18 protein-coding genes and 1 tRNA gene are annotated in these 20,769 nt (G+C 52.8%); 8 read left to right on the plus strand and 11 right to left on the minus strand.

Annotation, left to right across the window (positions count from 1 at the left end):
- Window positions 1-107: 107 nt before the first annotated feature.
- On the minus strand, window positions 108-1,754 hold the full coding sequence (gene groL, locus L21SP2_RS14175; protein ID WP_024269263.1) for a chaperonin GroEL: 1,647 nt from the start codon (window positions 1,752-1,754) through the stop codon (window positions 108-110).
- 193 nt (window positions 1,755-1,947) lie between these two features.
- Between groL and L21SP2_RS14180 the strand changes: the two genes are divergently transcribed.
- Complete coding sequence (locus tag L21SP2_RS14180; RefSeq protein ID WP_024269264.1) at window positions 1,948-3,693, plus strand: hypothetical protein; 1,746 nt, start codon at window positions 1,948-1,950, stop codon at window positions 3,691-3,693.
- A 21-nt stretch (window positions 3,694-3,714) separates the two neighbouring features.
- Here L21SP2_RS14180 and L21SP2_RS14185 read toward each other — a convergent pair whose 3' ends face one another.
- Window positions 3,715-5,157, minus strand: coding sequence for a FapA family protein (locus tag L21SP2_RS14185; RefSeq protein ID WP_024269265.1), 1,443 nt, complete (start codon window positions 5,155-5,157; stop codon window positions 3,715-3,717).
- Between the two features lie 212 nt (window positions 5,158-5,369).
- On the opposite strand from L21SP2_RS14185, the gene argR reads away from it, so the two are divergent.
- The 6 genes from argR to L21SP2_RS14215 all read left to right on the plus strand — a co-directional run bounded on the left by argR (window position 5,370) and on the right by L21SP2_RS14215 (window position 10,719).
- On the plus strand, window positions 5,370-5,840 hold the full coding sequence (gene argR / locus L21SP2_RS14190) for an arginine repressor (protein WP_024269266.1): 471 nt from the start codon (window positions 5,370-5,372) through the stop codon (window positions 5,838-5,840).
- A gap of 1 nt (window position 5,841) precedes the next feature.
- The gene (gene argC / locus L21SP2_RS14195) at window positions 5,842-6,888 is read left to right on the plus strand and encodes an N-acetyl-gamma-glutamyl-phosphate reductase (protein WP_024269267.1); all 1,047 of its coding nucleotides are present in this window, start codon (window positions 5,842-5,844) and stop codon (window positions 6,886-6,888) included.
- Window positions 6,889-6,894: 6 nt separating this feature from the next.
- Window positions 6,895-7,659, plus strand: a complete 765-nt coding sequence (gene argB, locus L21SP2_RS14200; RefSeq protein ID WP_024269268.1) for an acetylglutamate kinase — start codon at window positions 6,895-6,897, stop codon at window positions 7,657-7,659.
- Between the two features lie 2 nt (window positions 7,660-7,661).
- Window positions 7,662-8,930 carry an aspartate aminotransferase family protein gene (locus L21SP2_RS14205; RefSeq protein ID WP_024269269.1) on the plus strand — a complete coding sequence of 423 codons (1,269 nt, stop codon included), beginning with the start codon at window positions 7,662-7,664 and terminating at the stop codon, window positions 8,928-8,930.
- Window positions 8,927-10,201, plus strand: a complete 1,275-nt coding sequence (locus L21SP2_RS14210) for an argininosuccinate synthase (RefSeq protein ID WP_024269270.1) — start codon at window positions 8,927-8,929, stop codon at window positions 10,199-10,201. The genes L21SP2_RS14205 and L21SP2_RS14210 overlap by 4 nt, the downstream gene beginning before the upstream one ends.
- A gap of 444 nt (window positions 10,202-10,645) precedes the next feature.
- Window positions 10,646-10,719, plus strand: a tRNA-Arg gene (locus L21SP2_RS14215).
- Between the two features lie 61 nt (window positions 10,720-10,780).
- On the opposite strand, the gene L21SP2_RS14220 is transcribed toward L21SP2_RS14215, so the two are convergent.
- The gene (locus tag L21SP2_RS14220; protein ID WP_024269271.1) at window positions 10,781-11,071 is read right to left on the minus strand and encodes a hypothetical protein; all 291 of its coding nucleotides are present in this window, start codon (window positions 11,069-11,071) and stop codon (window positions 10,781-10,783) included.
- A gap of 116 nt (window positions 11,072-11,187) precedes the next feature.
- On the minus strand, window positions 11,188-12,873 hold the full coding sequence (locus L21SP2_RS14225) for an AMP-binding protein (RefSeq protein WP_024269272.1): 1,686 nt from the start codon (window positions 12,871-12,873) through the stop codon (window positions 11,188-11,190).
- 188 nt (window positions 12,874-13,061) lie between these two features.
- On the opposite strand from L21SP2_RS14225, the gene L21SP2_RS14230 reads away from it, so the two are divergent.
- Window positions 13,062-14,462 (plus strand): aldehyde dehydrogenase, encoded by a 1,401-nt coding sequence (locus L21SP2_RS14230; RefSeq protein WP_041401638.1) that lies wholly within the window; start codon window positions 13,062-13,064, stop codon window positions 14,460-14,462.
- Between the two features lie 65 nt (window positions 14,463-14,527).
- Here L21SP2_RS14230 and L21SP2_RS14235 read toward each other — a convergent pair whose 3' ends face one another.
- The 7 genes from L21SP2_RS14235 to L21SP2_RS14265 form a co-directional block, all read right to left on the minus strand.
- Window positions 14,528-15,136, minus strand: a complete 609-nt coding sequence (locus L21SP2_RS14235; protein WP_024269274.1) for a class I SAM-dependent methyltransferase — start codon at window positions 15,134-15,136, stop codon at window positions 14,528-14,530.
- Window positions 15,136-15,546: a DUF2834 domain-containing protein gene (locus L21SP2_RS14240; protein ID WP_024269275.1), complete on the minus strand. Its 411-nt coding sequence runs from the start codon at window positions 15,544-15,546 to the stop codon at window positions 15,136-15,138. The genes L21SP2_RS14235 and L21SP2_RS14240 overlap by 1 nt, the downstream gene beginning before the upstream one ends.
- 100 nt (window positions 15,547-15,646) lie before the next feature.
- Window positions 15,647-16,264: a LiaF domain-containing protein gene (locus L21SP2_RS14245; RefSeq protein ID WP_024269276.1), complete on the minus strand. Its 618-nt coding sequence runs from the start codon at window positions 16,262-16,264 to the stop codon at window positions 15,647-15,649.
- Window positions 16,265-16,384: 120 nt separating this feature from the next.
- Window positions 16,385-16,762: an FHA domain-containing protein gene (locus L21SP2_RS14250; RefSeq protein WP_041401640.1), complete on the minus strand. Its 378-nt coding sequence runs from the start codon at window positions 16,760-16,762 to the stop codon at window positions 16,385-16,387.
- Complete coding sequence (locus tag L21SP2_RS14255; protein WP_024269278.1) at window positions 16,690-17,865, minus strand: vWA domain-containing protein; 1,176 nt, start codon at window positions 17,863-17,865, stop codon at window positions 16,690-16,692. The genes L21SP2_RS14250 and L21SP2_RS14255 overlap by 73 nt, the downstream gene beginning before the upstream one ends.
- A 78-nt stretch (window positions 17,866-17,943) precedes the next feature.
- Window positions 17,944-18,873, minus strand: coding sequence for an FHA domain-containing protein (locus L21SP2_RS14260; protein WP_024269279.1), 930 nt, complete (start codon window positions 18,871-18,873; stop codon window positions 17,944-17,946).
- Window positions 18,874-18,905: 32 nt separating this feature from the next.
- Window positions 18,906-20,768, minus strand: coding sequence for a serine/threonine-protein kinase (locus L21SP2_RS14265; protein WP_024269280.1), 1,863 nt, complete (start codon window positions 20,766-20,768; stop codon window positions 18,906-18,908).
- Window position 20,769 lies beyond the last annotated feature (1 nt).

Genomic DNA, 20,769 nt, shown 5'->3' on the forward strand with positions numbered 1-20,769 from the left:
CAGCCTTTTCTGTCTGCATGCCGGGGAATAAATATCCGCCGGCAGTGCAGAACCATTGTGTATGTATGATATCCGGACAAGCTTTTACCGCTGTCGGACTCACAGCATTACATCATGGGCATACCGCCCATTCCACCCATTCCGCCGCCGGCGGCAGGAGCGGGTTCTTCCTTCTCGGGAAGATCGGTGATTGCGCATTCTGTTGTAAGAAGCAGACTTGCGATGGAAGCCGCATTCTGAAGAGCAGAACGGGTCACCTTGGCGGGGTCAATAATACCGCTCTTCAGCATATCCACCCATTCCATGTTGTACGCGTCGAAACCTACACCTTTCTTTTCCGCCTTGGCTTGGTTGGCAACCACTGCACCGTCCAGTCCGGCATTAATGGCGATCTGACGGATCGGCTCTTCAAGGGCACGGGTAACGATTTTGAATCCGATTTTCTCGTCTTCAGGAAGCTTGGAGAGATCGATTTTTTCCATAGCGGGTACAACCTGAATCAGGCTAGCTCCACCGCCGGGAATAATTCCCTCTTCAATCGCCGCGCGGGTTGCAGAGAGAGCATCTTCAACACGGTGCTTCTTCTCTTTCAGCTCAACTTCGGTAGCCGCACCAACATTGATCACCGCTACACCGCCTGCCAGCTTGGCAAGTCGTTCCTGCAGCTTTTCACGATCATAATCCGAGGTGGTTTCGGCAATCTGTGCCTTGATCTGTGCAATCCGGTCCTTGATGTCTGCAGCCTTTCCCTCGCCGTTGATAATGGTGGTGTTTTCTTTATCAACCTTGATGCTCTTGGCCTGACCCAGCATGCTGATATCGGCATTTTCCAGCTTCATGCCCAGCTCTTCGCTGATAACGGTACCGCCGGTAAGGATGGCGATATCTTCCAGCATGGCCTTTCGGCGGTCACCGAAACCGGGTGCTTTTACAGCACATACGTTAATGGTTCCGCGAATGCTGTTTACCACAAGGGTGGAAAGAGCTTCGCCGTCAACATCCTCGGCGATAATCAGAAGCGCTTTACCGGACTGAGCAATCTTTTCAAGAATGGGCAGAAGATCTTTCATGCTGCTGATTTTCTTGTCATGGATAAGAATGTAGGGATTTTCCATAACAGTGGTCATGGTATCCCGGTTGGTAGCAAAATATGCGGAGAGATATCCGCGGTCAAACTGCATACCTTCCACGAAATCCACAGTGGTATCGATGGTCTTGCTTTCTTCAACGGTGATTACACCGTCTTTACCCACTTTTTCCATGGCATTTGCAATTTCTTCACCAATCACATGATCGTTATTGGCGGAAATTGCTGCAACCTGTGCAATTTCTTCCTTGTCCTTGATGTCTTTTTTGAGTTTGCGAATTTCAGCAACTGCGCTCTCAACAGCGGAATCGATTCCCCGCTTCAGACCCATGGGATTAACCCCGGCAGCAACAGATTTCAGACCCTCACGGATAATACTGTAGGCAAGTACCGTTGCGGTTGTGGTACCGTCACCGGCAACGTCATTGGTTTTTGTAGCAACTTCCTTGAGAAGCTGAGCTCCCATGTTTTCATAGGGATCTTCCAGCTCAATTTCCTTTGCCACAGATACACCGTCTTTCGTTACGGTAGGTGCACCAAACTTCTTGTCCAACAGTACATTCCGACCCTTGGGACCCAGGGTTACCTTAACCGCATTGGAGAGTTTCTCCACACCACGAAGCAGATTTCTCCGTGCTTCTTCATTGAACTGTAGTTGTTTAGCCATACAATCCTTTCCTCACTTAGAGAGTGTTTTATAGAGACAGTAATGAAAATGTCTTAGATTGACAGTAAAATACAGAAATTTAGCGGAAACATCAACAAAAAAAATCCTGACCATTCGTGATTTTTATGATACAAAGTGAGAGTCAGCTGCGGAATGCATGCAGCCGAGTATTTTTTCACCAAAAGGCCCTGGTATGACGACTGAGATTCTACCTCTTATCTCAATATACGGAGAAACCGAACAACAGATCCAACAGCTGATTGAATTTCTCCACCGGGAAGGTAACTCCATTCGCGTAGCCGTCCGCTGTCCTCTGAAGGATCTGGAGTCCCTTGGCACAGACACCTGGGATCAGCTGAAACCCTTTCTGAACTCAGGCAGCATTCATTTTTTTCCCGATAGTCTCTCTGGAAGCTACCACGGACTTATGAACAAACGGCAGCTGAAATCCGAATTGAAAGAGACACGGAAGCGTTCATCAGAGATTTTCCCCGACCGCAAGCTGATGTTCATGCCCAGGTGGCACGATGTTTTCCGCCCGGAAGCCCGGGAAATGTACCGGGATATTCTCACCAACGTTCTCATCCCCCACAGGTATTACGGAAATTTTCACTGGTACTCACTTCTCGGTTCGGAACAGCACCTGGTACCGGCACTCAAACCGGAGGTTGACGAATACCAGGGAAAAATCGGACTCTTCTTCCTGCAGCATAGACTGAACCACATAGAAAAGAAGATTCAAGAGATGATCCAGCACCGTGAACTTCACGCAAGCGGAACAACCCAGATCATCCTGGAAATCGAGACTTCCGGCACGGATTTTCCCTCCGAGATGCTCCAGCAGATTCTGGAACTCAGAGAAAAAGGAAGGGAATTCACATCAGGCTTCGAACAGCTTTCCTTCCTGTCATACTCGGGAACTGATAACACCCATTCACGCAGCCTGCCGCCGGGAACCATACTGCCTGCCCTCTTTGATCCGCCGGCTAATACCCCGGGTTTTACCGCCCAGCTGTTTCCCGCATCAAGGCTGCAGCAGGAAGAAAAGCATGCACCGGTATTCAGCAGCCTCTCCCGGGTGCCCCATCCTGAACAGCGGGTTGAGCCAGAACGGCCCAAGCGGGAAATAACCTCCAGCATGATCGGTCAGGCACGGCTGAAAGAACAGGAACTGGAGGCGGTCTTCCTCAACGGCAACATCACCGCACTTTCTAGTGGGGGCAAGGCATTTCACCTTAGTCCGGGAATATCGAGCCGGATTGACTTCAACGGTCAGAGCAGAAATAAACCGGCACGTTTTGAAATGGAAAGCGCCTTCGCAGTTGAGGATGAACACAGCCGGGGTCTGCGTCAAACCCTGCACCTGAAACACGACTGGGTGCAGATAGCCGGCCGAATTGTCAATGACTTCCTGCTGATCGGAGATAACCGTCAGCTGTATCTGGACAGCTACATTCAGCACCCCTGGCTGAAGGACGGCAGACAGTTCAGCGAATACATTCCCCAGATGATCACCCTTTGGGATTCCCTTGAACGGAACAGACGGGTAGTTCTCCGGTCAATGAATTCCGATGCCAGCGAGCGAAATATCAACATCGATCTCAGTCTTATCGAATCCAGGGAGTGTATTCTCCTGCCCGGAAGCAGCTGGGTGTTCAGCAGCGGAGATCAGCATCTGGGTATGGATTTGATATACGGGAGTAAAAACCGGATAAACCTGCCGGCGGCCTGTATTATTGAACCAGAAAAGAAAGGGCAGTTTCGAATATCATTCGCTCCCGCAGGAATCTACATCAGACCGGATTCCAGACTGGTAAACGGCCTTCTTGAACATTACAGCCTGAGACTGATACCCAATATCAGTAAATTCGAGGATTTCGGCGCTATCGAAAGGAAGGTATACCGAAGGATTCACGATCCCTTTGTGATTTATTACTGATATTCCCGGACCCTGGTCCGCTTACAGATCTTCAGTGAGTATGCGGTCACCTTCTTCACTTACGGTAAAACGTTTCTTCTGTAGATCTTCACGAATGATCAGCTCCAGGTTGGCAAATCTGATAATTACCCCGGGATGAACCCTGCCCTGAACCTCGATGGCCGAATCGGGCATGGAGGCCGTGTTCTCCAGTGCCTGGGCGATCTCTTCCTGAATAGATGCTTTTTCCTCAGCCAGGCGTCGAATCAGATCGGGAATGCGTTCATGGGGGATATTTCCGGATACCGGGCCCTTTGGTTCATGGGCCGCCCGTTCCCGTAGCTTTTGTTCCTTGAGTTCCAGTTCCTGGTAGCGCTGTCGGTTGTACTCAAGCTTCCGCCGGGCCACAAAATCCACCCCGGCATGAATTACCGTTCGAAGCTCCGCATCGTTTCCCAGTTCATCTGCCCGGAGAAGTCCCGAAAGGGTGGTTGAGCCTCCAACAATCTTCCCTTTTTCGCAGGTGATATTCCCCCTGCAGTTCACTCTGGACTGAACAATCGCCCTGGCAATGGAGATATCATCAAACACATCCACCGTGCAGTGTTCAATGAATTTGGCGCTGAGCTTGCCCTTGGCCCGGACCACTGCTTTGCCCCGGCCGATGATTCCCTCTGCGCAGCTGATATCTCCCTTGCAGAAAATTTCAAACGCATCGATGGTGGATTTGGACTCCAAATTCCCCCCCACCCATATGCGGAAACCATCCTGAACCTGCCCTTTGAGAATTATATTGCCGGGAAAGCGGATATTTCCGGTGGCATACCCCACATCTCCGGATATTTCTATGTTGGTATCCACACCGAAACGTTCCTTATCCCATATGAGACGGCCCGAAACCCCTGCGTAGACGTTTCCCCCGTCATCAACCCGGGTATTAAGTCCCGGTTCAAGGGATTTCAAGCCAACCTCACCGAAGGGAAGGGTTTCACCCCGCACAGTATGCCCCTCTTTGCCGGGACGTATCGGAACGGGCTTGGCCAGGAGCTGATTTTCATGGATCACTTCGATACTTTTCGTCTCCCGGTGATCGACCTTCCCCTGAATGCTGTGGACATCCTTCTCATAAATTTCTTCATCGTCTCCCGGAGGATGATACTCACCCGAACCGTCGATCTGGCGGAATATTCTGCTTTGGCTTCTGAGTACCGGGCTGAAAAGAAGCGTTGCGGGTATCTGATCTTTCGGAGGCGTGCCCCTGGCAATTACCACTCCGGTAATACGTACATGTTCGTGGTTGCTTCGGTACAGGCTGCTCCTGATCTGTTCCCAGTCCACACCGTGGACAATGCCTTCTGCCTGCAGTTCCTTTTCAATATCTTCTATATTTAAAGCACGCCCGCCCTTTGCCGGCGGTGTGAAGCTTCCGTGGGCAATGAGACCATCCTGTGAGACAGAGAAACTGAATTGTCCATCCACTACCATGCACGCACTCCTGTCTTCAAAGTTTCTCACTCTCAGTATCGACAAATTTACCGAAAAAATGGAGAGTGGCGGGGCATTAATCATAGGCCGGTCGGTTTTTCGACAAAATTGTCGCTTTTTTGTTCATTTTATTGAACAGAACTGTTGCATAAAACACCCGATCCGCCATATATTTATGCATAAGAACGGTATATTTATTTACAGAGGTTGTAGTGAAAGAACGAACTCAGCGACTCAAAGCGATCAAACGGATAATCCGAAGCCATCGGATCAACAGTCAGGAAACACTTCTAAACCACCTCGTACGTGATGGGTTCAACGTCACCCAGGCCACCCTTTCCAGGGATTTAAAGCTCCTGAAAGTGGGGAAAATTTCCGAAGGGGCTGACGGCTACTACTACAGCCTTCCCAGTGAGGAAGAACGCAAGGAATCTGAACACAGCTATGTCCTGGATTTCCAGCGCGGATTTGTATCCATCGATTTTTCCCAGAACATGGGAGTGATCCGTACTCTTCCCGGCCATGCAGGCTCTGTGGCCCTGGCTCTGGACAGCATAGCGTTCGAGGATGTGCTGGGGACCATTGCAGGAGACGACACCGTGGTAATAATCATCCGGGAAGGTGTCAGCAATGCCCAGATGATGGAGATCCTCAGAGGTAAATTCCCGGATCTGGACGAATGATATGAAAGCTGCCGTTATCGGGAGTACCGGCTATACCGGCCAGGTTCTTCTGAGACTTCTCTCCCATCATCCCAATATCGACACAATATATCCGGTTTCCCGGAGTAAGGCGGGGACATCCCTGTTTGAAGAGGATCCGGGGCTCGATCCCTCTGCAGCCGGCAAATTTTCAGCCCGCCGGGGAACATATATCTCCATGGAAGACTTCCGGAGCATTTCCCCCCCTGCAGATGTGGTTTTTGCCGCCCTGCCCCACCTCAAGTCCGCAGAAACTCTTGAAGGACTGTTCCGCAACACGGTGATAATTGATCTTTCTGCCGATTTCCGTATTCCCGATCACCGGATTTTTCAATCCGCCTACGGCGTGCAGCCTCCCCGGCCTGATCTCCTGGAATCTGCGGTGTACGGACTCAGTGAAATCAACCGTGAACAGATTGCCGGGGCCGATCTTATTGCAAATCCAGGCTGCTACCCCACAGCGACCATGCTCCCGCTGCTTCCCCTTGCCCGCGAAGGCCTGGTGGGTTCGGATGTGATCATCAATGCAATGAGCGGGATTTCCGGGGCCGGAAAAAAGGAACGGGAAAACCTTCTGTATACCAGCAGAACGGAAAACGCCGCAGCCTACGCTCCCGGCCGGAGCCACCGTCATTGGCAGGAAATAGATTTCCACCTGAACCGTCTTTCCGGGAACACCAGGCTCAACTGCTATTTCACACCTCACATGATCCCCATGCATCACGGTATGGCCGTTACCACAAGCTTCACCCTTGCACCAGGATGGGAAGCGGGACGAATATCGGAAATTTACCATGGCAGGTATGAACGTTCGCCGTTTGTACGCCTGAGTACAAAGATCCCGGAAACCAAGGATGTTCGGGGAACCAACCGCTGCCACATCCATTGGCACGTGGAAGGAGACAGAATCTTTCTGATGTCCGTGATTGACAACCTCTACAAAGGGGCGTCGGGACAGGCGGTTCAGAACATGAATATCCGCTTCGGACTGGATGAACACGCAGGTCTGAACCTCAACGGTGAAGTGTAGGTTCCCATGCGAAAACCGGGAATCATCAAAATCGGCGGAAGATGCGCTTCCGATATGAAACTCATCCGAGGCCTTCTCCAGGAAATCCGGGATGCGGGCCCTGACCGGCCATGGATTCTTGTACACGGAGGCGGGGATGTTGTCAGCACAATTTCCCGGAAATACGGTGTGGAACCCAGGTTCATAGACGGAATCCGGCAGACCGGGCCCCACGAGATGGAACTGATCGATATGGGGCTGGCGGGTGTTGTAAACACCTCCATTCTCAGAATGGCCGCTGCTCTGGGGATACCGGCGGTGGGAATCAGCGGTGTGGACGCAGGACTCATCTCCGCTGAACCCCTCAGCCATGACAATCATACCGGCAGGGTGACCAATTGCAGACCTGATGTAATTTTTCATCTGCTGAACGGCGGATACCTGCCGGTGATCAGCCCGGTGAGCAGCGGCAGCGACGGCAGCGGTTTGAACGTCAATGCAGACGATGCAGCCCTGGCCATAGCCGGTGCAATCCGGCCGGAAAATCTGGTGTTTATTTCAGATATTCCCGGGGTAATGAATAACGGAGAGCGCATCCCCGAACTGAATGCGGACATGTCGCATCAGCTGATTCAGGACGGAATTATTTCCGGGGGGATGATACCAAAGGTGCAGAATGCACTTGCAGCGGTTGAATCGGGATGCGGTGAAGCAGTGATCGGCGATCTTCAGGAAGGACTGGCCGGACTGCTTGCAAACCGGAGAGGCACCCGCTTCCCGGGGAGGAGTTGAATATGAAGCATACGGATCAGAATTCAGGAAACGGCGGCTACACCCGGTCCCACAGGATGCCCAGACAGTATGCCGACAGCCTGCTGATTATGGCAGAAGGCTCCGAGGTACGGCTTAAAGATGCCGGCGGCCGGGAGTACCTGGATTTCGCTTCGGGTATTGCCGTGAACGCCCTGGGGTACGGACGCAAAGAGCTTGCGGAAATCATGGCCGCTCAGGCGGAAAAACTCATCCATATCAGTAATCTGTTCACCACCGCCCCGGCCCTGGAACTGGCGGAGAAGCTCTGCAGCTCCTCTCCCCGGCCTGAGGATCAGCCCTGGAAGGCCGGAATGAACCCGGGATACTTCAATGCCGTTCACTTCGGGAACAGCGGAACAGAAGCAAATGAAGCCGCCCTCAAATATGCCCGGGCCTATCAGATTCGAAGCGGGCGAAAACGCAGAAATAAATTTCTGGCTTTCAGCAACAGTTTTCACGGCAGGACCATGGGGGCCCTCTCGGTCACATCAACAGAAAAATACCGGAAACCCTTCTCTCCCCTGGTGCCCGGTGCGGTTTTTGCCGAATACAACAACCTGAAAGACCTGAGGCGGAAGCTTAAATCATCCATTGCAGGGGTCATTGTAGAGGTAATTCAGGGTGAGGGCGGGATCATCTCCATGGACCGGGAATTTGCCGCCGAGCTGAACCGTATCTGCAGGGAAAAGGATATTATCCTCATTGCCGACGAAGTTCAGACCGGTCTGGGCAGGACCGGAACTCTCTTCGCCAGCGAAGCCGTAGGCCTTGAGCCGGATATTATCACTCTTTCAAAACCTCTGGCAGGAGGGCTGCCCCTTTCGGCGACCCTGATTACCGAGCATGTGAATGACCGGCTGCATCCAGGGGATCATGCCAGCACCTTCGGCGGAGGACCGGTAACCACGGCAGCAGGATCATTTATCTGGGACGAGATCAACCGCCCGGGCTTCCTCTCCTCGGTGCGCACCATATCGGATTTCCTGGAAGAGCGCCTGGAAGCGGTAAGCCATGCCTTCCCCGGCGTTTTCCGTGAAGGTGAAGTGAGGGGGCGGGGTATGCTCCGGGGACTGGTGGTCCGGGATCCGGAAGTTCTTCCCCGAATCCTTTCCGGTGCAATGGAACAGGGGCTCCTTCTCTTGAGGGCGGGAACTGATGTGCTGCGCTTTGCACCACCCCTGATTATCAAGAAAGATGACATCAATGAAATGGAACGAAAATTACGGACAGTATTAGGGAGTCTCAAATGAGTGAAAAACAGGATACCAAAAAAATCGTCCTGGCATATTCGGGAGGTCTGGATACCTCTATTATCATCCCCTGGCTGAAAGAAAACTACGACAACCCGGAGATCATCGGGGTGTGCGTTAATGTGGGCCAGGAGGAAGACTGGGACGCAATGGAGGATAAAGCCAAGGCCTCCGGCGCCAGCAAGCTTTACATTATCGATGCCCGGGAAGAATTCGCCAGGGAATATCTCTGGCCCATGCTCCGGGCCGGCGCTATCTACGAAGGAAAATATCTGCTGGGGACTTCCATTGCCCGGCCATTGCAGGCGAAGCATCAGGTGCAGGTGGCGCTGGAGGAAGGCGCCTGGGCTTTGGCCCACGGCTGTACCGGGAAGGGGAATGACCAGGTCCGTTTCGAGCTGACCTACAAGGCCCTTGCACCGGAGCTGGAAATAATTGCGCCCTGGCGTCTGTGGGCAATCAGGAGCCGTGAACAGGCCATCGAGTACGCTCAGCTTCATAAAATTCCCATCGGAAATATCAGCAAAAAAAACATCTACAGCAGGGACTGGAACATCTGGCATATGAGCCACGAAGGCGGAGACCTGGAGAACACCTGGAACCGGCCGCAGAAGGATATGTTTCAACTCTCCGTGGATCCCAAGGATGCCCCGGATGAAGAAACCGAACTGATAATCGAGTTCGAAAAAGGCTACCCCGTGGGGGTGAACGGAAAGCACCAGTCGCCCATGGAAATCCTTGAACTTCTCAACCGCATCGGCGGAGCCAACGGCGTGGGGAGGGCCGATCTGGTGGAAACCCGGCTGGTCGGAATGAAGAGCCGTGGTGTGTACGAAACCCCGGCCGGAACCATTCTCCACACTGCTCTTCGTGAGCTGGAAATGATCACCCTTGACTTCGACACCCTCTCAATGAAAAACGTTCTGGCCCTCCAGTATGCGGATATGGTGTATGCCGGTAAATGGTTCGGACATTTCCGGGAAAGCATGGACGCATACATGGAAGAATCCATGAAATACTGCAGCGGCGAAGTACGGCTGGTTCTGTACAAGGGAAATATCAGCATCGTGGGACGTAAGAGTCCCTACAGTCTTTATCTGGAGGATCTGGCAAGCTTCGGAGAAAGCAGCTATGACCACCGGGATGCAACAGGGTTTATCAACCTGTACGGACTGTCCACCGGTGTACAGGCTATTGTCCATGAAAAACGGGGAGCGCTCAGCGGTCCCGCCGCCGATATGCGTGCCATGGCGGGATTCAGTGAGAAATAGCTCAGTGCAAAACTGAACAGATCGTTCCCGGAGATAAAAAAACTCCTGATGATGAGATCCATCATCAGGAGTTTAATCCCATGGCGCCTGACAGGCGCACAAAAACGGTAACACGACGTCCTTCGTCTTGTACCAACCGGGCTCTCCGGGAATTCATTTGAATCCAGAGGGAATGGAGGAAAAGAGAACTTCCCGCAAAGTTATCTTAAATTCCTTCAATATCTTGCTAACCACCACAAGACCGGAAAGCCCGAAAAAGATTGTGTATCCCCCAATCCTGACGGAATTGTAACATGACCCCCATGGCTTGCAAAGCAAAACTTGCCGTTTTGTTGATACATCCCGAATCCTGCGGAGTTGAAAGATTCCCTGTTTCGTTGCATTTTTTCACCGGGTCTGATATTGTTTCAGTTCCGTAATTCAATTCGGGTATGTGTATAATTCGCTCCGGTAGCTCAGCTGGATAGAGCAGCTGCCTCCTAAGCAGCAGGTCGGACGTTCGAATCGTCTCCGGGGCATAGTTTTCCAGTCAGCCGCACCCCGTTTCACCGGGATCCAACCCTGAAACCCCTTCTGCTCTCAGCTCTTCCGGCCCCGTGCAAGTCCGAACAGCAAGGCGCCTGCAATCGCACCCACAAGTCCTGATATGAGAATGTTTCTGCGGATGGTTTCGATGTCCAATATGATGTTCTGAATGGAATTTCCCAATGACTGGATGGCTTCCGAAAGGTTTGCCGGATCCTCGTTTGCACCGAGGGCAATGATAGTCTTCACCGGAATGTACTCCCCGCCGATCTGGGCAAAAATAAAATAGCCCACAACAAGCCCCGCAACCAATCCAATAACAATAAGCAGTAATAATCTGGACATGTGTCCTCCTTGTAATCTCAAGGATATGCACAAACCGATGCCGAAATCAAGTTTGCCAAGTTACCGGCACCGGTCTATGGTTCTTCCTCCCAGTCTACGTTCTGCTCGTCTTTTTGCTATTTCTCCCGGTCTTCCTTCCGCTCTTCCTTCTGGTCTTCCTTTTGGGAGGTGTAGAGAAAGCGGCGGATTTTCTTGGTTGGAGTTTTTTCGAATTCATCCTTCTGTTCAATAACCTTGTGCAGCCGGGAAAAATTACTGAGCTGACGGTTCACCTGCTCCTGAACATGCTTCAGGTACTCTCCGATATCTCTGGGAATATGGGAAGCATTCTCCGCAAGGTTATCCACACTCTCTGCCAGCTCCTGGTAATTCAGGTGAATTCGGGCAACCAGGGACTGCTCTTCCTGATACACAAGTGATTCCTCAACGAAATCCATGTTATTCACCAGGGATTCTATGGCTTCCGGGTAGATATTTTCACCGCTGGGCCCGAGAATCACATTCTTCAGTCTTCCCTTGATATACAGATAATCTTTTTTTCCGAAACTGCCCAGATCTCCGGTGTAAAACCAGCCGTCTTCATCAAGTACTTCACGGGTCTTTTCTTCGTCCCGGTAGTAGCCCTGCATGATGCTGGGTCCCCGCACCGCAATCTGCCCCACCCCTTCCTCATTAGGTTCCAGAAGCCGCACTTCAAGCCCGGGAACTATGGGACCGGTGGAACGGTACCGGGATTTTTTTGCATTCGCACCGGCAATAAGAGGAGATGTCTCGGTGAGGCCGTACCCGATGGCGTATGGAAATTTCGCTTCCCGGAGAAACTGCTCCACTTCCGGATCCAGGGCCGCCCCGCCGATACCGAAGAAAAACAGTTTTCCGCCGAACATTCTCTTCAGTTTCTTGCCTGCAAGACGGTTGAGAATTTTCCTGAATAAGGGCTTTGTATAGAGCTTACCCGCCAGATTATCCTTGGAGAAACGGGGCAGCACCGACTGCCGGTAAATCTTTTCAATAAGGAGTGGAACGGAAAGCATGAGATGGGGACGCACATGAGCCAAAGCGGGCAGAAGCACCGTGGTGGAGGGCGGCCGCTTCAGGTAAAACACATGAGCTCCGGAAACAAGAGGCAAAATCATCCCCAGGGTACACTCATAGGTATGGGAAAGGGGGAGGATGGAAAGCATCCGGTGATGCCTGCGCATGGGAGGAATTTCCTTTGACGCAAGGGCATTCCAGACCAGGTTCTTGTTGCTGAGCATCACTCCCTTGGATTGGCCGGTGGTGCCCGATGTATAGATAACACAGGCGGTATCTTCTTCCTCCACCTGGTGAAATTCGGTTCGCGAGCCTTCCGTGTCATCACCCTGACCCGATTCTCCGGCCCCAGGGCCTTCCACCAGGCCTTCTATGTCGTACACCTTGCAGAAGGAGGCAATCTGGGCGGTTTTTCCCTTGAGACGTCCGCTTACGATAATCGCCCTGCTTTCGCTGTGATCCACAATATTGATCACATCGGCAGCGGGAAAATCCGGAAGGATGGGTACAATAATCCCTCCGATATTGTTGATGGCGAAATATGTCATGGCCCATTCGGGACGGTTCTCCGAAAGGATGGCAACCCTGTCCCCCGCTTTGATTCCCTGATCAGTGAGAAACCGGGAAATTGATTGTATGGCTTCTCCAAGATTCCGGTAGCTGTACTGAGTTTCGTCAACAAATCCCAGAGCAGGAAGTTCAGAAAAATCCCGGGTAAAGCTTTTCCAGGCGTGCTGGAGTGTATATTTTGTATAATTATGGTTCATTGTACTCTCCCAAAAAGCTGGGCTCATAGTAGCACGACTTCGCAGGTTTTGCTCGGATACCCGGTGAGAATCCCCAGGAAAACGGCTTCAAATTTCTCCAGCCATCCCTGGGGAAAGGACAAATGTATCCATTATCACCGGTAGGTCATCCATGCCGGTTCCAAACCAATATTTTTCAGGAGATTCAAATGGTCCAGGTTCTTGAAACCTCATCACATAAAATTCAGGAAATTCGACAGAGACAGAGGGAATTTTTCCGCAGCGGTCAAACCCTGGATATTGCATTCCGGAAACGGCAGCTCATGGGGCTGAGGAACAGCATTCGGGAGCACGAGGAGGAATTGCTTCGTGCTTTGGAAAAGGATCTGGGCAAATCGGAATTTGAAGCCTTCAGCAATGAGATCGGCCTGGTGTATGCAGAAATCAGACATGCCCTGAAAAATCTGAAACGCTGGAGCAAAGCCCGGAGGATCGGCGTTGAACTCTATTTGCGGCCGGGTACCGGGAGAATATTTCCCGAACCCTATGGTTCCGCACTGATTATCGGACCCTGGAACTATCCCATGCAGCTTCTGTTTCTCCCTGCAGTGGGCGCCATTTCAGCCGGAAACTGCATTGTTCTCAAACCGTCGGAACTGGCTTCCCATACCGCCGAGGTGAGCCGGAAAATCATTGAATCGGCTTTTCCCCCGGAATACGGGGCGATTGTTCAAGGAGGCCCGGAAGTCAGCAGGGAGTTAATAGATCAGAATTTCGATTACCTGTTTTTCACCGGAAGCGTGGGAGTGGGGAAGAAAGTGATGGAAGCGGCATCTGTCCATCTTACACCCTTAACCCTTGAGCTTGGGGGCAAGAGTCCGGCCTTTGTTCACAGATCGGCGGACATTGAGCTTGCTGCGAGAAAGATCGCGTTCGCAAAATATAACAATGCAGGGCAGACCTGCGTTGCCCCGGATTATGTGCTGGTGGATACGGCAGTTGAACGGCCGTTTCTTGAGGCCCTGGACCGGACAATTACTGAATTCTACGGAGCCCGGCCCCGAAACAGCACCGCATACGGTCGGATCATCAACATGAAAAATTTTAACAGACTGGAAACTCTCATGAACAGGACTGAAGGGAAACTATTCCATGGGGGAGAAAGAGACTCCGGAGAATTGTATATTGAGCCCAGCGTCTACGATAACATCAGCTGGGATGATCCGCTTATGGAGGATGAGCTGTTCGGACCCATTTTGCCGGTTATCAGCTATACATCTTTGGAAGAAAGCATACGCCGGGTTGCAGACGGGCCCAAACCTCTCGCAGCATACATTTTCGCCAGAGACAGCAAGGCTGCCTCCAGCATCTCCCGGGCTTTTCCCTTCGGAGGCGGGGGAGTGAATTCGGCACTGCTGCATGTTGCCAGCCACAAGCTGCCATTCGGTGGAGTAGGCTCCAGCGGCATGGGAAGATACCACGGGAAGGCCAGCTTCGATACCTTCAGCCATTATAAAAGCATGCTGCATCAGCCTTCGTCATTCGACATGAAGCTGGCATATCCCCATAAAAAGCTTTCGATGAGCATGGTGCGAAAGATCTTTTCCTAGCTTTCGCCCTGCTCAGGTTTTAATTCAGGCTTAGGTTTTGCTGCAGATTCAGGTTTGCTTCAGGTTCAGGATGACCGTTTCACTGCCAGCACCTGTACGACTGCGCTGAGCCCCTGATGATAGGGCCCCTCATCCACCTTGCGGTTTACATCCCGGAGGATGCTGAACTCCATTCCCTGGAGCTCTTCCCGGAGCATGGCGGTGGTATACAGCATCTCAGGGCGATGAGCCGGCCCTCCGGTTCCGGGCATGTCGCTTTGGCGGCTGCTGTACCCTTCCAAAAGATAAATTCCGCCGGGTTTCAGCGCGTCTGCGATCCGGGAATGGAGGGGTTTTCTGACATCCGGAGGGAAATGCGCCGCTACAGCTGCAATCGCTCCCCATTTTTCTTCTCCCAAAGGATAATGGGCAAGATCCGCAGGTATGGTCTGTACCTCCACATTCCTGGCCTCGGCCAGTTCACGGGCGCGACTCAGGCCCACCTCGGACTGGTCCAAGGCATACACCTCAAGCCCCTTCCCTGCCAGAAAAACGGCATTTCGTCCCTGGCCCTCGGCGAGGCAGAGAACCGGCCCCCGGGGGATTCGCTCCCAGTTTTCGGATATCCAGGCATTTACTTCGGTGCCGTAGGCGTAATCGTTTTCACGATAACGGCTGTCCCAAAACCCTTTCATCAACTTCTCCCGTTGTCTGCTTTACCGGTGTTTCGGACTACACCGGTGTTTCGAACCTCCCCTTTGTTGCGGTTTTCCACTGCAGAGTCCGCCGCCCGGGAACGGAGAAACAGAAAGAACGGCAGCCCGAATGAGATACCCACCATGAACGTTCCCAGCAGGGAAATCCACCAGAAAGGAATCCTGTTCCGCCGGATCTCAACCAGCATAAACGCCAGGAATGCGATACCCGTAACCGCCAGATCCCAGCCGAAAAAGGCGGTCTCGGGAGTTGCGTATACTGCGGCAAAATGTTCAATGAGAGAATACTCCCCGTCCGCAAGCATGGCGGGCATTTGGCTGTAGGGCGCTGCTATTCCGATAATTGATATAACAAGAAAAAGGACCTGAATGGGTGACAGCCTTTTCATCTGGAACCTCCTGAAATCCGGGGGGTTGCCCGGATGTGTAGAGGCTAAATATAGTAACGGGTAGGAGAAAGGGCAATGATGCAGTACATAATCAGGCGGTTCAGCGTTTGGTGATGATATACACCGAACCGAGGATGGCCTGGCCGGAAACCTGAACCCGGGCAGCAGGATGGGAATGGGGGTTTACGGGCTCAATTTCATTTCCTTCGCCCAGGAAGCTGGAAATGAACCCCTTTACCTGCTGGAGTAACTTCTGATCTTCATTTTGCCGCTTCACTTCACCCAGAACCGGCGTCACATCCACGGTGACTTTTACTCCCCTGGGGACGATAATTTTAACATCTCCCAAAACCGCGGTAAGGGTGATGGTGGTGAGGGGACCGAGAACCGGTCGCCGAAGATCCAGAGTGGTGGAACCGAATACTGAATTAACCTGTACATGGTCATGAACCAGCCAGTCTCCGTCCATCTGCTGACTGGAGAAGATACTGCGCACCGTCTGCATTCCGGGATCGGGATATCGCTGGAGAGCAGTACTTCCGCCGCCCAGTCCCTGGACATCAGATACCAGCTGATTCAGCTCCTCAACGCTGTTGCGCCGGTTCGCCTCTTCAACCCGAAGCTCGTATTGCTCAGTGCCGATAATATCCCTGGAAAACGCATCTGTGAGAATATCAATCACCTCTTCCCGGCGTTGTTCCACAAAAGAATCAGACATATACCATCCCCCTCAATACGCTGAGTATAGCACATGCCCGATCCAATCTGGAATATACAGATGTCATTTCCGCTCGGGACAATTCCCCGGATCTGTTATCCCGTCGGTTTCAGAGGCAATTCAGCCATCCTGGTGCTTTTTCCGTGCGGATGTATCCCCATCGGTTTTGTTTGTGCCGGATGTGCCCTTCCCGGCGGATTCAGCGGAAGGAGCGGAAGAAGCGGAAGAAGCGGACATTCTGGTCATATCCTCATCAAATACCAGGGTGGTGCCTTCCATCCGGATTACGTCTCCGGCTTCAAGTTTTCGCCGGGCGGTCTTGCGGTTATTCACCCATACCGGCTGCTCTGATACCAGCGTGAACCCGTCCTCCCCTCTCTGGATGGTGGCATGCTCTCCCTGTATCCCCGGTTCCCCGGCAATGGTCAGATCGGCCTTCCGGGAGGAGCCGATAACCGTTGCATCCTGTTGAAGCTGAACGGTAAAATTTCCTCCCATGCGGCCGCCCCCAGATTCTGGAGCTGAGGAGAAGACGCTGCATGTTCAAATGACAGGAGGAAGAGAATCAGCATGATGATTAACACAGCTGCCAGCAGAATAAGAGGCAGCAGGTAGGATATTCCGGAGGCTGCACCGAAAATCAGGGGAATTCTGTATTCCCGGCTGGCCTCAAGTCCTGCGTAGCGTACGGTCAAGGTTCCGCTGAGCTCCCTGATTCCCGGAACCGGTATACTCAACCTGTGCTCCGACAGGGTTCGCTGGCGGATATCTTCATACACCGCCTCCAGTTGGGCCGCATTTCGGGGCTCATACACCGCACCGCCGGTCTCGGCTGCCAGACGCCGGAGGGCGGGGTCGGGAGTGTCGGAAAAACTGGCGGCGTACAGACTCACACCTGCCTGGCTGAAGGCTGCAGATACCCGGTCCGCCCCCGGTGCATCTTCCCCCCACTCAGGGTGTGGCTGGCCGCTGTTACGAAATACGCTGTAGTTCTCTCCGTCGGACAACAGGATTACAACCTTTCTGCCCGGTCCGGTGGGCAGGGAATCCAGGCTGCGGATAAGACTGTTGTACAGCTCAGTGTAGCCCTCTCCGGCTGCCGGAGGCTCAATGAGGGATACCCCTCTAATCAATCGCCCGGTATCTTCCTCGGGATATACGAGTACCTGATAATTCGTATTGAACACCGCCAGCGCAAAGCGATCCTTGTTTCCAGGTACGGAGCCTAAAAACCCTTCCAGAGCCCTGGTTGCATTCACATAGCGGCTTCTGCCTTCCAGCAGCTCATCGTGCATTGAACCCGAATTATCCATGAGAAAAAGAAAGGTAATGGGTTCATCCCGAAGGGGAAACTCCTCCAGTGAACCGATACGGATGGGATCTCCTTCCTGGTCCAGAACCTCAAGTCCTTCTTTGTTCATTGCCGGATAGGCCAGATTTCCTCCGCTGCTTCTGCTGTAGGAAAGATATATTTCAAGCTGACCGTCAAGCAGCGCCCGGGAACTGTCAATTTGAGTAATATTCAATTCCTGGGCGAACATGGATGCCGCCGAGGAAATTATCAGTAAAAATACCAGGTATTTTCCAATATTCTGTTTCATGGTTTCTCCCTTTCTTTCCTGTGGTTCTTCCTTCAGGAAAACACGTCATTTCCAGTGAAGAACGACTCCCTTGCCCGGTCAGGGCTGAAGAAGAAGCAGTTTGGCCTGTCCCAGCTGAATGACATCCTGATATTTCAGGATGGAGGATCCTTCCAGACCCCCGTCATTAATCCGTACATCCCCGGCATCGGACTTGAGGATCATATCCTCTCCATTCCGGACAACCAGAGCATGCCGGGGCAGAATCTTCTCATAATCACCCAGGTATACCCCTGCGTTCATGTGGGATCCGATTGCCGTTTCCCGGCCGCTGAGGAGATACTCCCGGTTTTTGTTCGCCCCGGTGAGCACTCTCAGCCGGGCAAAGCTCAGCCTGCGCTCAAACTCGCCCAGGGCAAAGCCCAGAACCGCACCGAGAATGAGAAAACCGCTGAGCCGTGCAGTCATGGCGGAAAGTCCTCCCTCTGCGCTCCTCAGCAGAAGCTCCAGAACCACCCCGCCGATGAGACCGCCCAGGGCTCCGCCCAGAATTCCCGCCCAGAATCTGCGGGAAGAACCCCTCCTGAAACCCGAAACCGCTCCCGAAGCCATTCCGATAAGCATCCACCCTGCAGAACGGCTTACCAGGCTGAGAAACTCCGGAGACTGAAGGGACGAGTCCCCTGCGGGAGCACCTGCAAAACTGTCGAAGCGTACTGCATCGGCGGCACCTGCCAGGAGAAGATACAGCTGGGCGGCCAGGACCATGACTCCGGCGGAGATCACTGCGGTAAGAAGTCCGGATACACTTCCCCGGATAATTCCCAGCTTCAGCCGGGAATAGGCAATATCATCAACCACCCCCAGGCTGAGCCCCAGAGCCGCACCCACCACGGCGCCCTGCAGCAGGGTAAAGAGAAAATATCCCGGCGAATTCAGGAAAAAGAGAAGTTCAATACCTGCAAAGGCCAGAACCCCGCCAAGAATTCCCGAGACAATATACAATATGCGCTTCTTTCCACCACTCATAATCAATCCTCACACGTTCTATCTACCACGTTTTAGCGAAGCAATCGGATACGCCCGCTTTCTGTATCAATTTCCACCCGGATATCTGCGCCGGACTCAAGTTCAAGGGAAAGGGCCTCCTCCCAGCTGTTTCCCTCTGAGTCGGCGCCGGAAGCTTCCAGCAGATATCTGCCGGGCAGAACCGCATACTCTTCCCTGCTTTCCGGAACAATATCGCTTTTCACCACGGCTCCGTCGTCTATGGTGCTGATTCTGGAACTTCCGTTTATGCGGATACGATAGGCACCTTCTCCCCTGAGCTCAATGGAAAGCTGTGACGGAACCGGGATGAGATCCGCTGCCAGCGTGAGTCTGTCCTGGGCAACATCCAGCCTGAGCACGAAGTCCTGGCTGAGATACCCCGGTGCATTCACCCGGAAATGCCGAACATCTCCGCTCAACAGCCGGGCGTCATCAAGGGGCAGCTCCCTTCCTCCCCGCACCAGTGTGAACCGGGCCAGCCCATCGAGATTCCGCCCGGTAAGGGCGTTCCGGGCTATGGTTTCCACCCGAACAGGCCTGGGAGCCGGTGCCAGCGGAGCGGAAAAAATCCTCAGTTCCTCTTTGCGGTTGTTCCATGGGGGAAGATAAAAGCTCTTCCAGATAACCTGACCGTTTACCGTGGTTTTCAGTCTGTACCGGCCCTTGGGAAGCACCAGAGGAAGGCTGGAAAAACTCTTTCCCCCGCCTGTGTCGTTTTCCCGGTATATAATCCGTTGGGGAAGTCGGGGAATTTGCTCATCATCATCCTGGAAAATGCTGCTTTCGGGATACAGTTCACTGCCGCTTCTTTCCCCGGCGGTATCGGCGTTTTCAAGGACAAATCGCACCTGACCGTAATTCGACGGAAACAGCACCCGGTTGTGCATATTTGTCAGGAGAGCAAGACTGATACCCCCGCCAAGCACCAGGACTCCGCCGGCGATTCCAATGGTACGGATAATTCCCGGCTGCTGCTTTCGAACCGTCAGATGGGGAAGATCCCGGCCCTGAACAAATGCGGCCAGGCGGTTCCTGATCTGATCAGGATAGTACTGTCTGAGAAACCGCTCCAGCCGCTTTTCCAGCTGCCGGGCATCTTTCACCCGTCTGCGCTCATTGGGCCGTATCAGCTTCCGGATAATTCGCTCAAGAGGCCGTGAGATGGCAGGGTTAAGTTTACGGGGACGGGGATATTTCCCCTTTTGGATCTGCTGTATCAGCTCAGGAGAAAAGCCTCCCCCGTAGGGTTTCCTGCCGGTGAGCATTTCATAGAGCATCACCCCCAGGGAATACAGGTCAGCACGATAATCCACCTCCCGTGAGTTGCGGAATTGCTCAGGTGCCATGTATGAGGGTGTGCCCAGGGTCATTCCTTCGCTGGTAAGGGTTTCATCGCTTGATTCCCTGCTGGAAGCAATACCGAAGTCCGCCAGTTTTATATCCCCGTCCCGGGAAATCAGGATGTTCCCCGGTTTAATATCCCGGTGTATCACCGATTTCCCGTGGGCATAGGATAATGCCCTTGCAGTATACAAAGCAATGTATGCAGCACTGGCATTATCGATATAGCGCTGGGTTTCCAGAAGATCCTTTACAGAAATTCCGTCAACAAATTCCATGACAATGTAGTTGCTCCGGCCTTTTACGAAATGGTCGTGTACATCCACAATATGATCGTTCCGGAAATCCATGAGAATACGGGCTTCCCTGCGGAACCGCTCGGTAAGGGTGGCAGTACTGCCCAGACTCAGTTTCTTAATAATCACCGGACGCTTCAGCGTGGGATGCTCCGCTTTATAGACCTGCCCCATGCCGCCGCTGGCAATGAGGGACTCAACCCGGTATTTGTCTATCGATTCAGGTAACCTGGCCATC

The organism is Salinispira pacifica, from assembly GCF_000507245.1.
GTDB lineage: Bacteria > Spirochaetota > Spirochaetia > DSM-27196 > Salinispiraceae > Salinispira > Salinispira pacifica.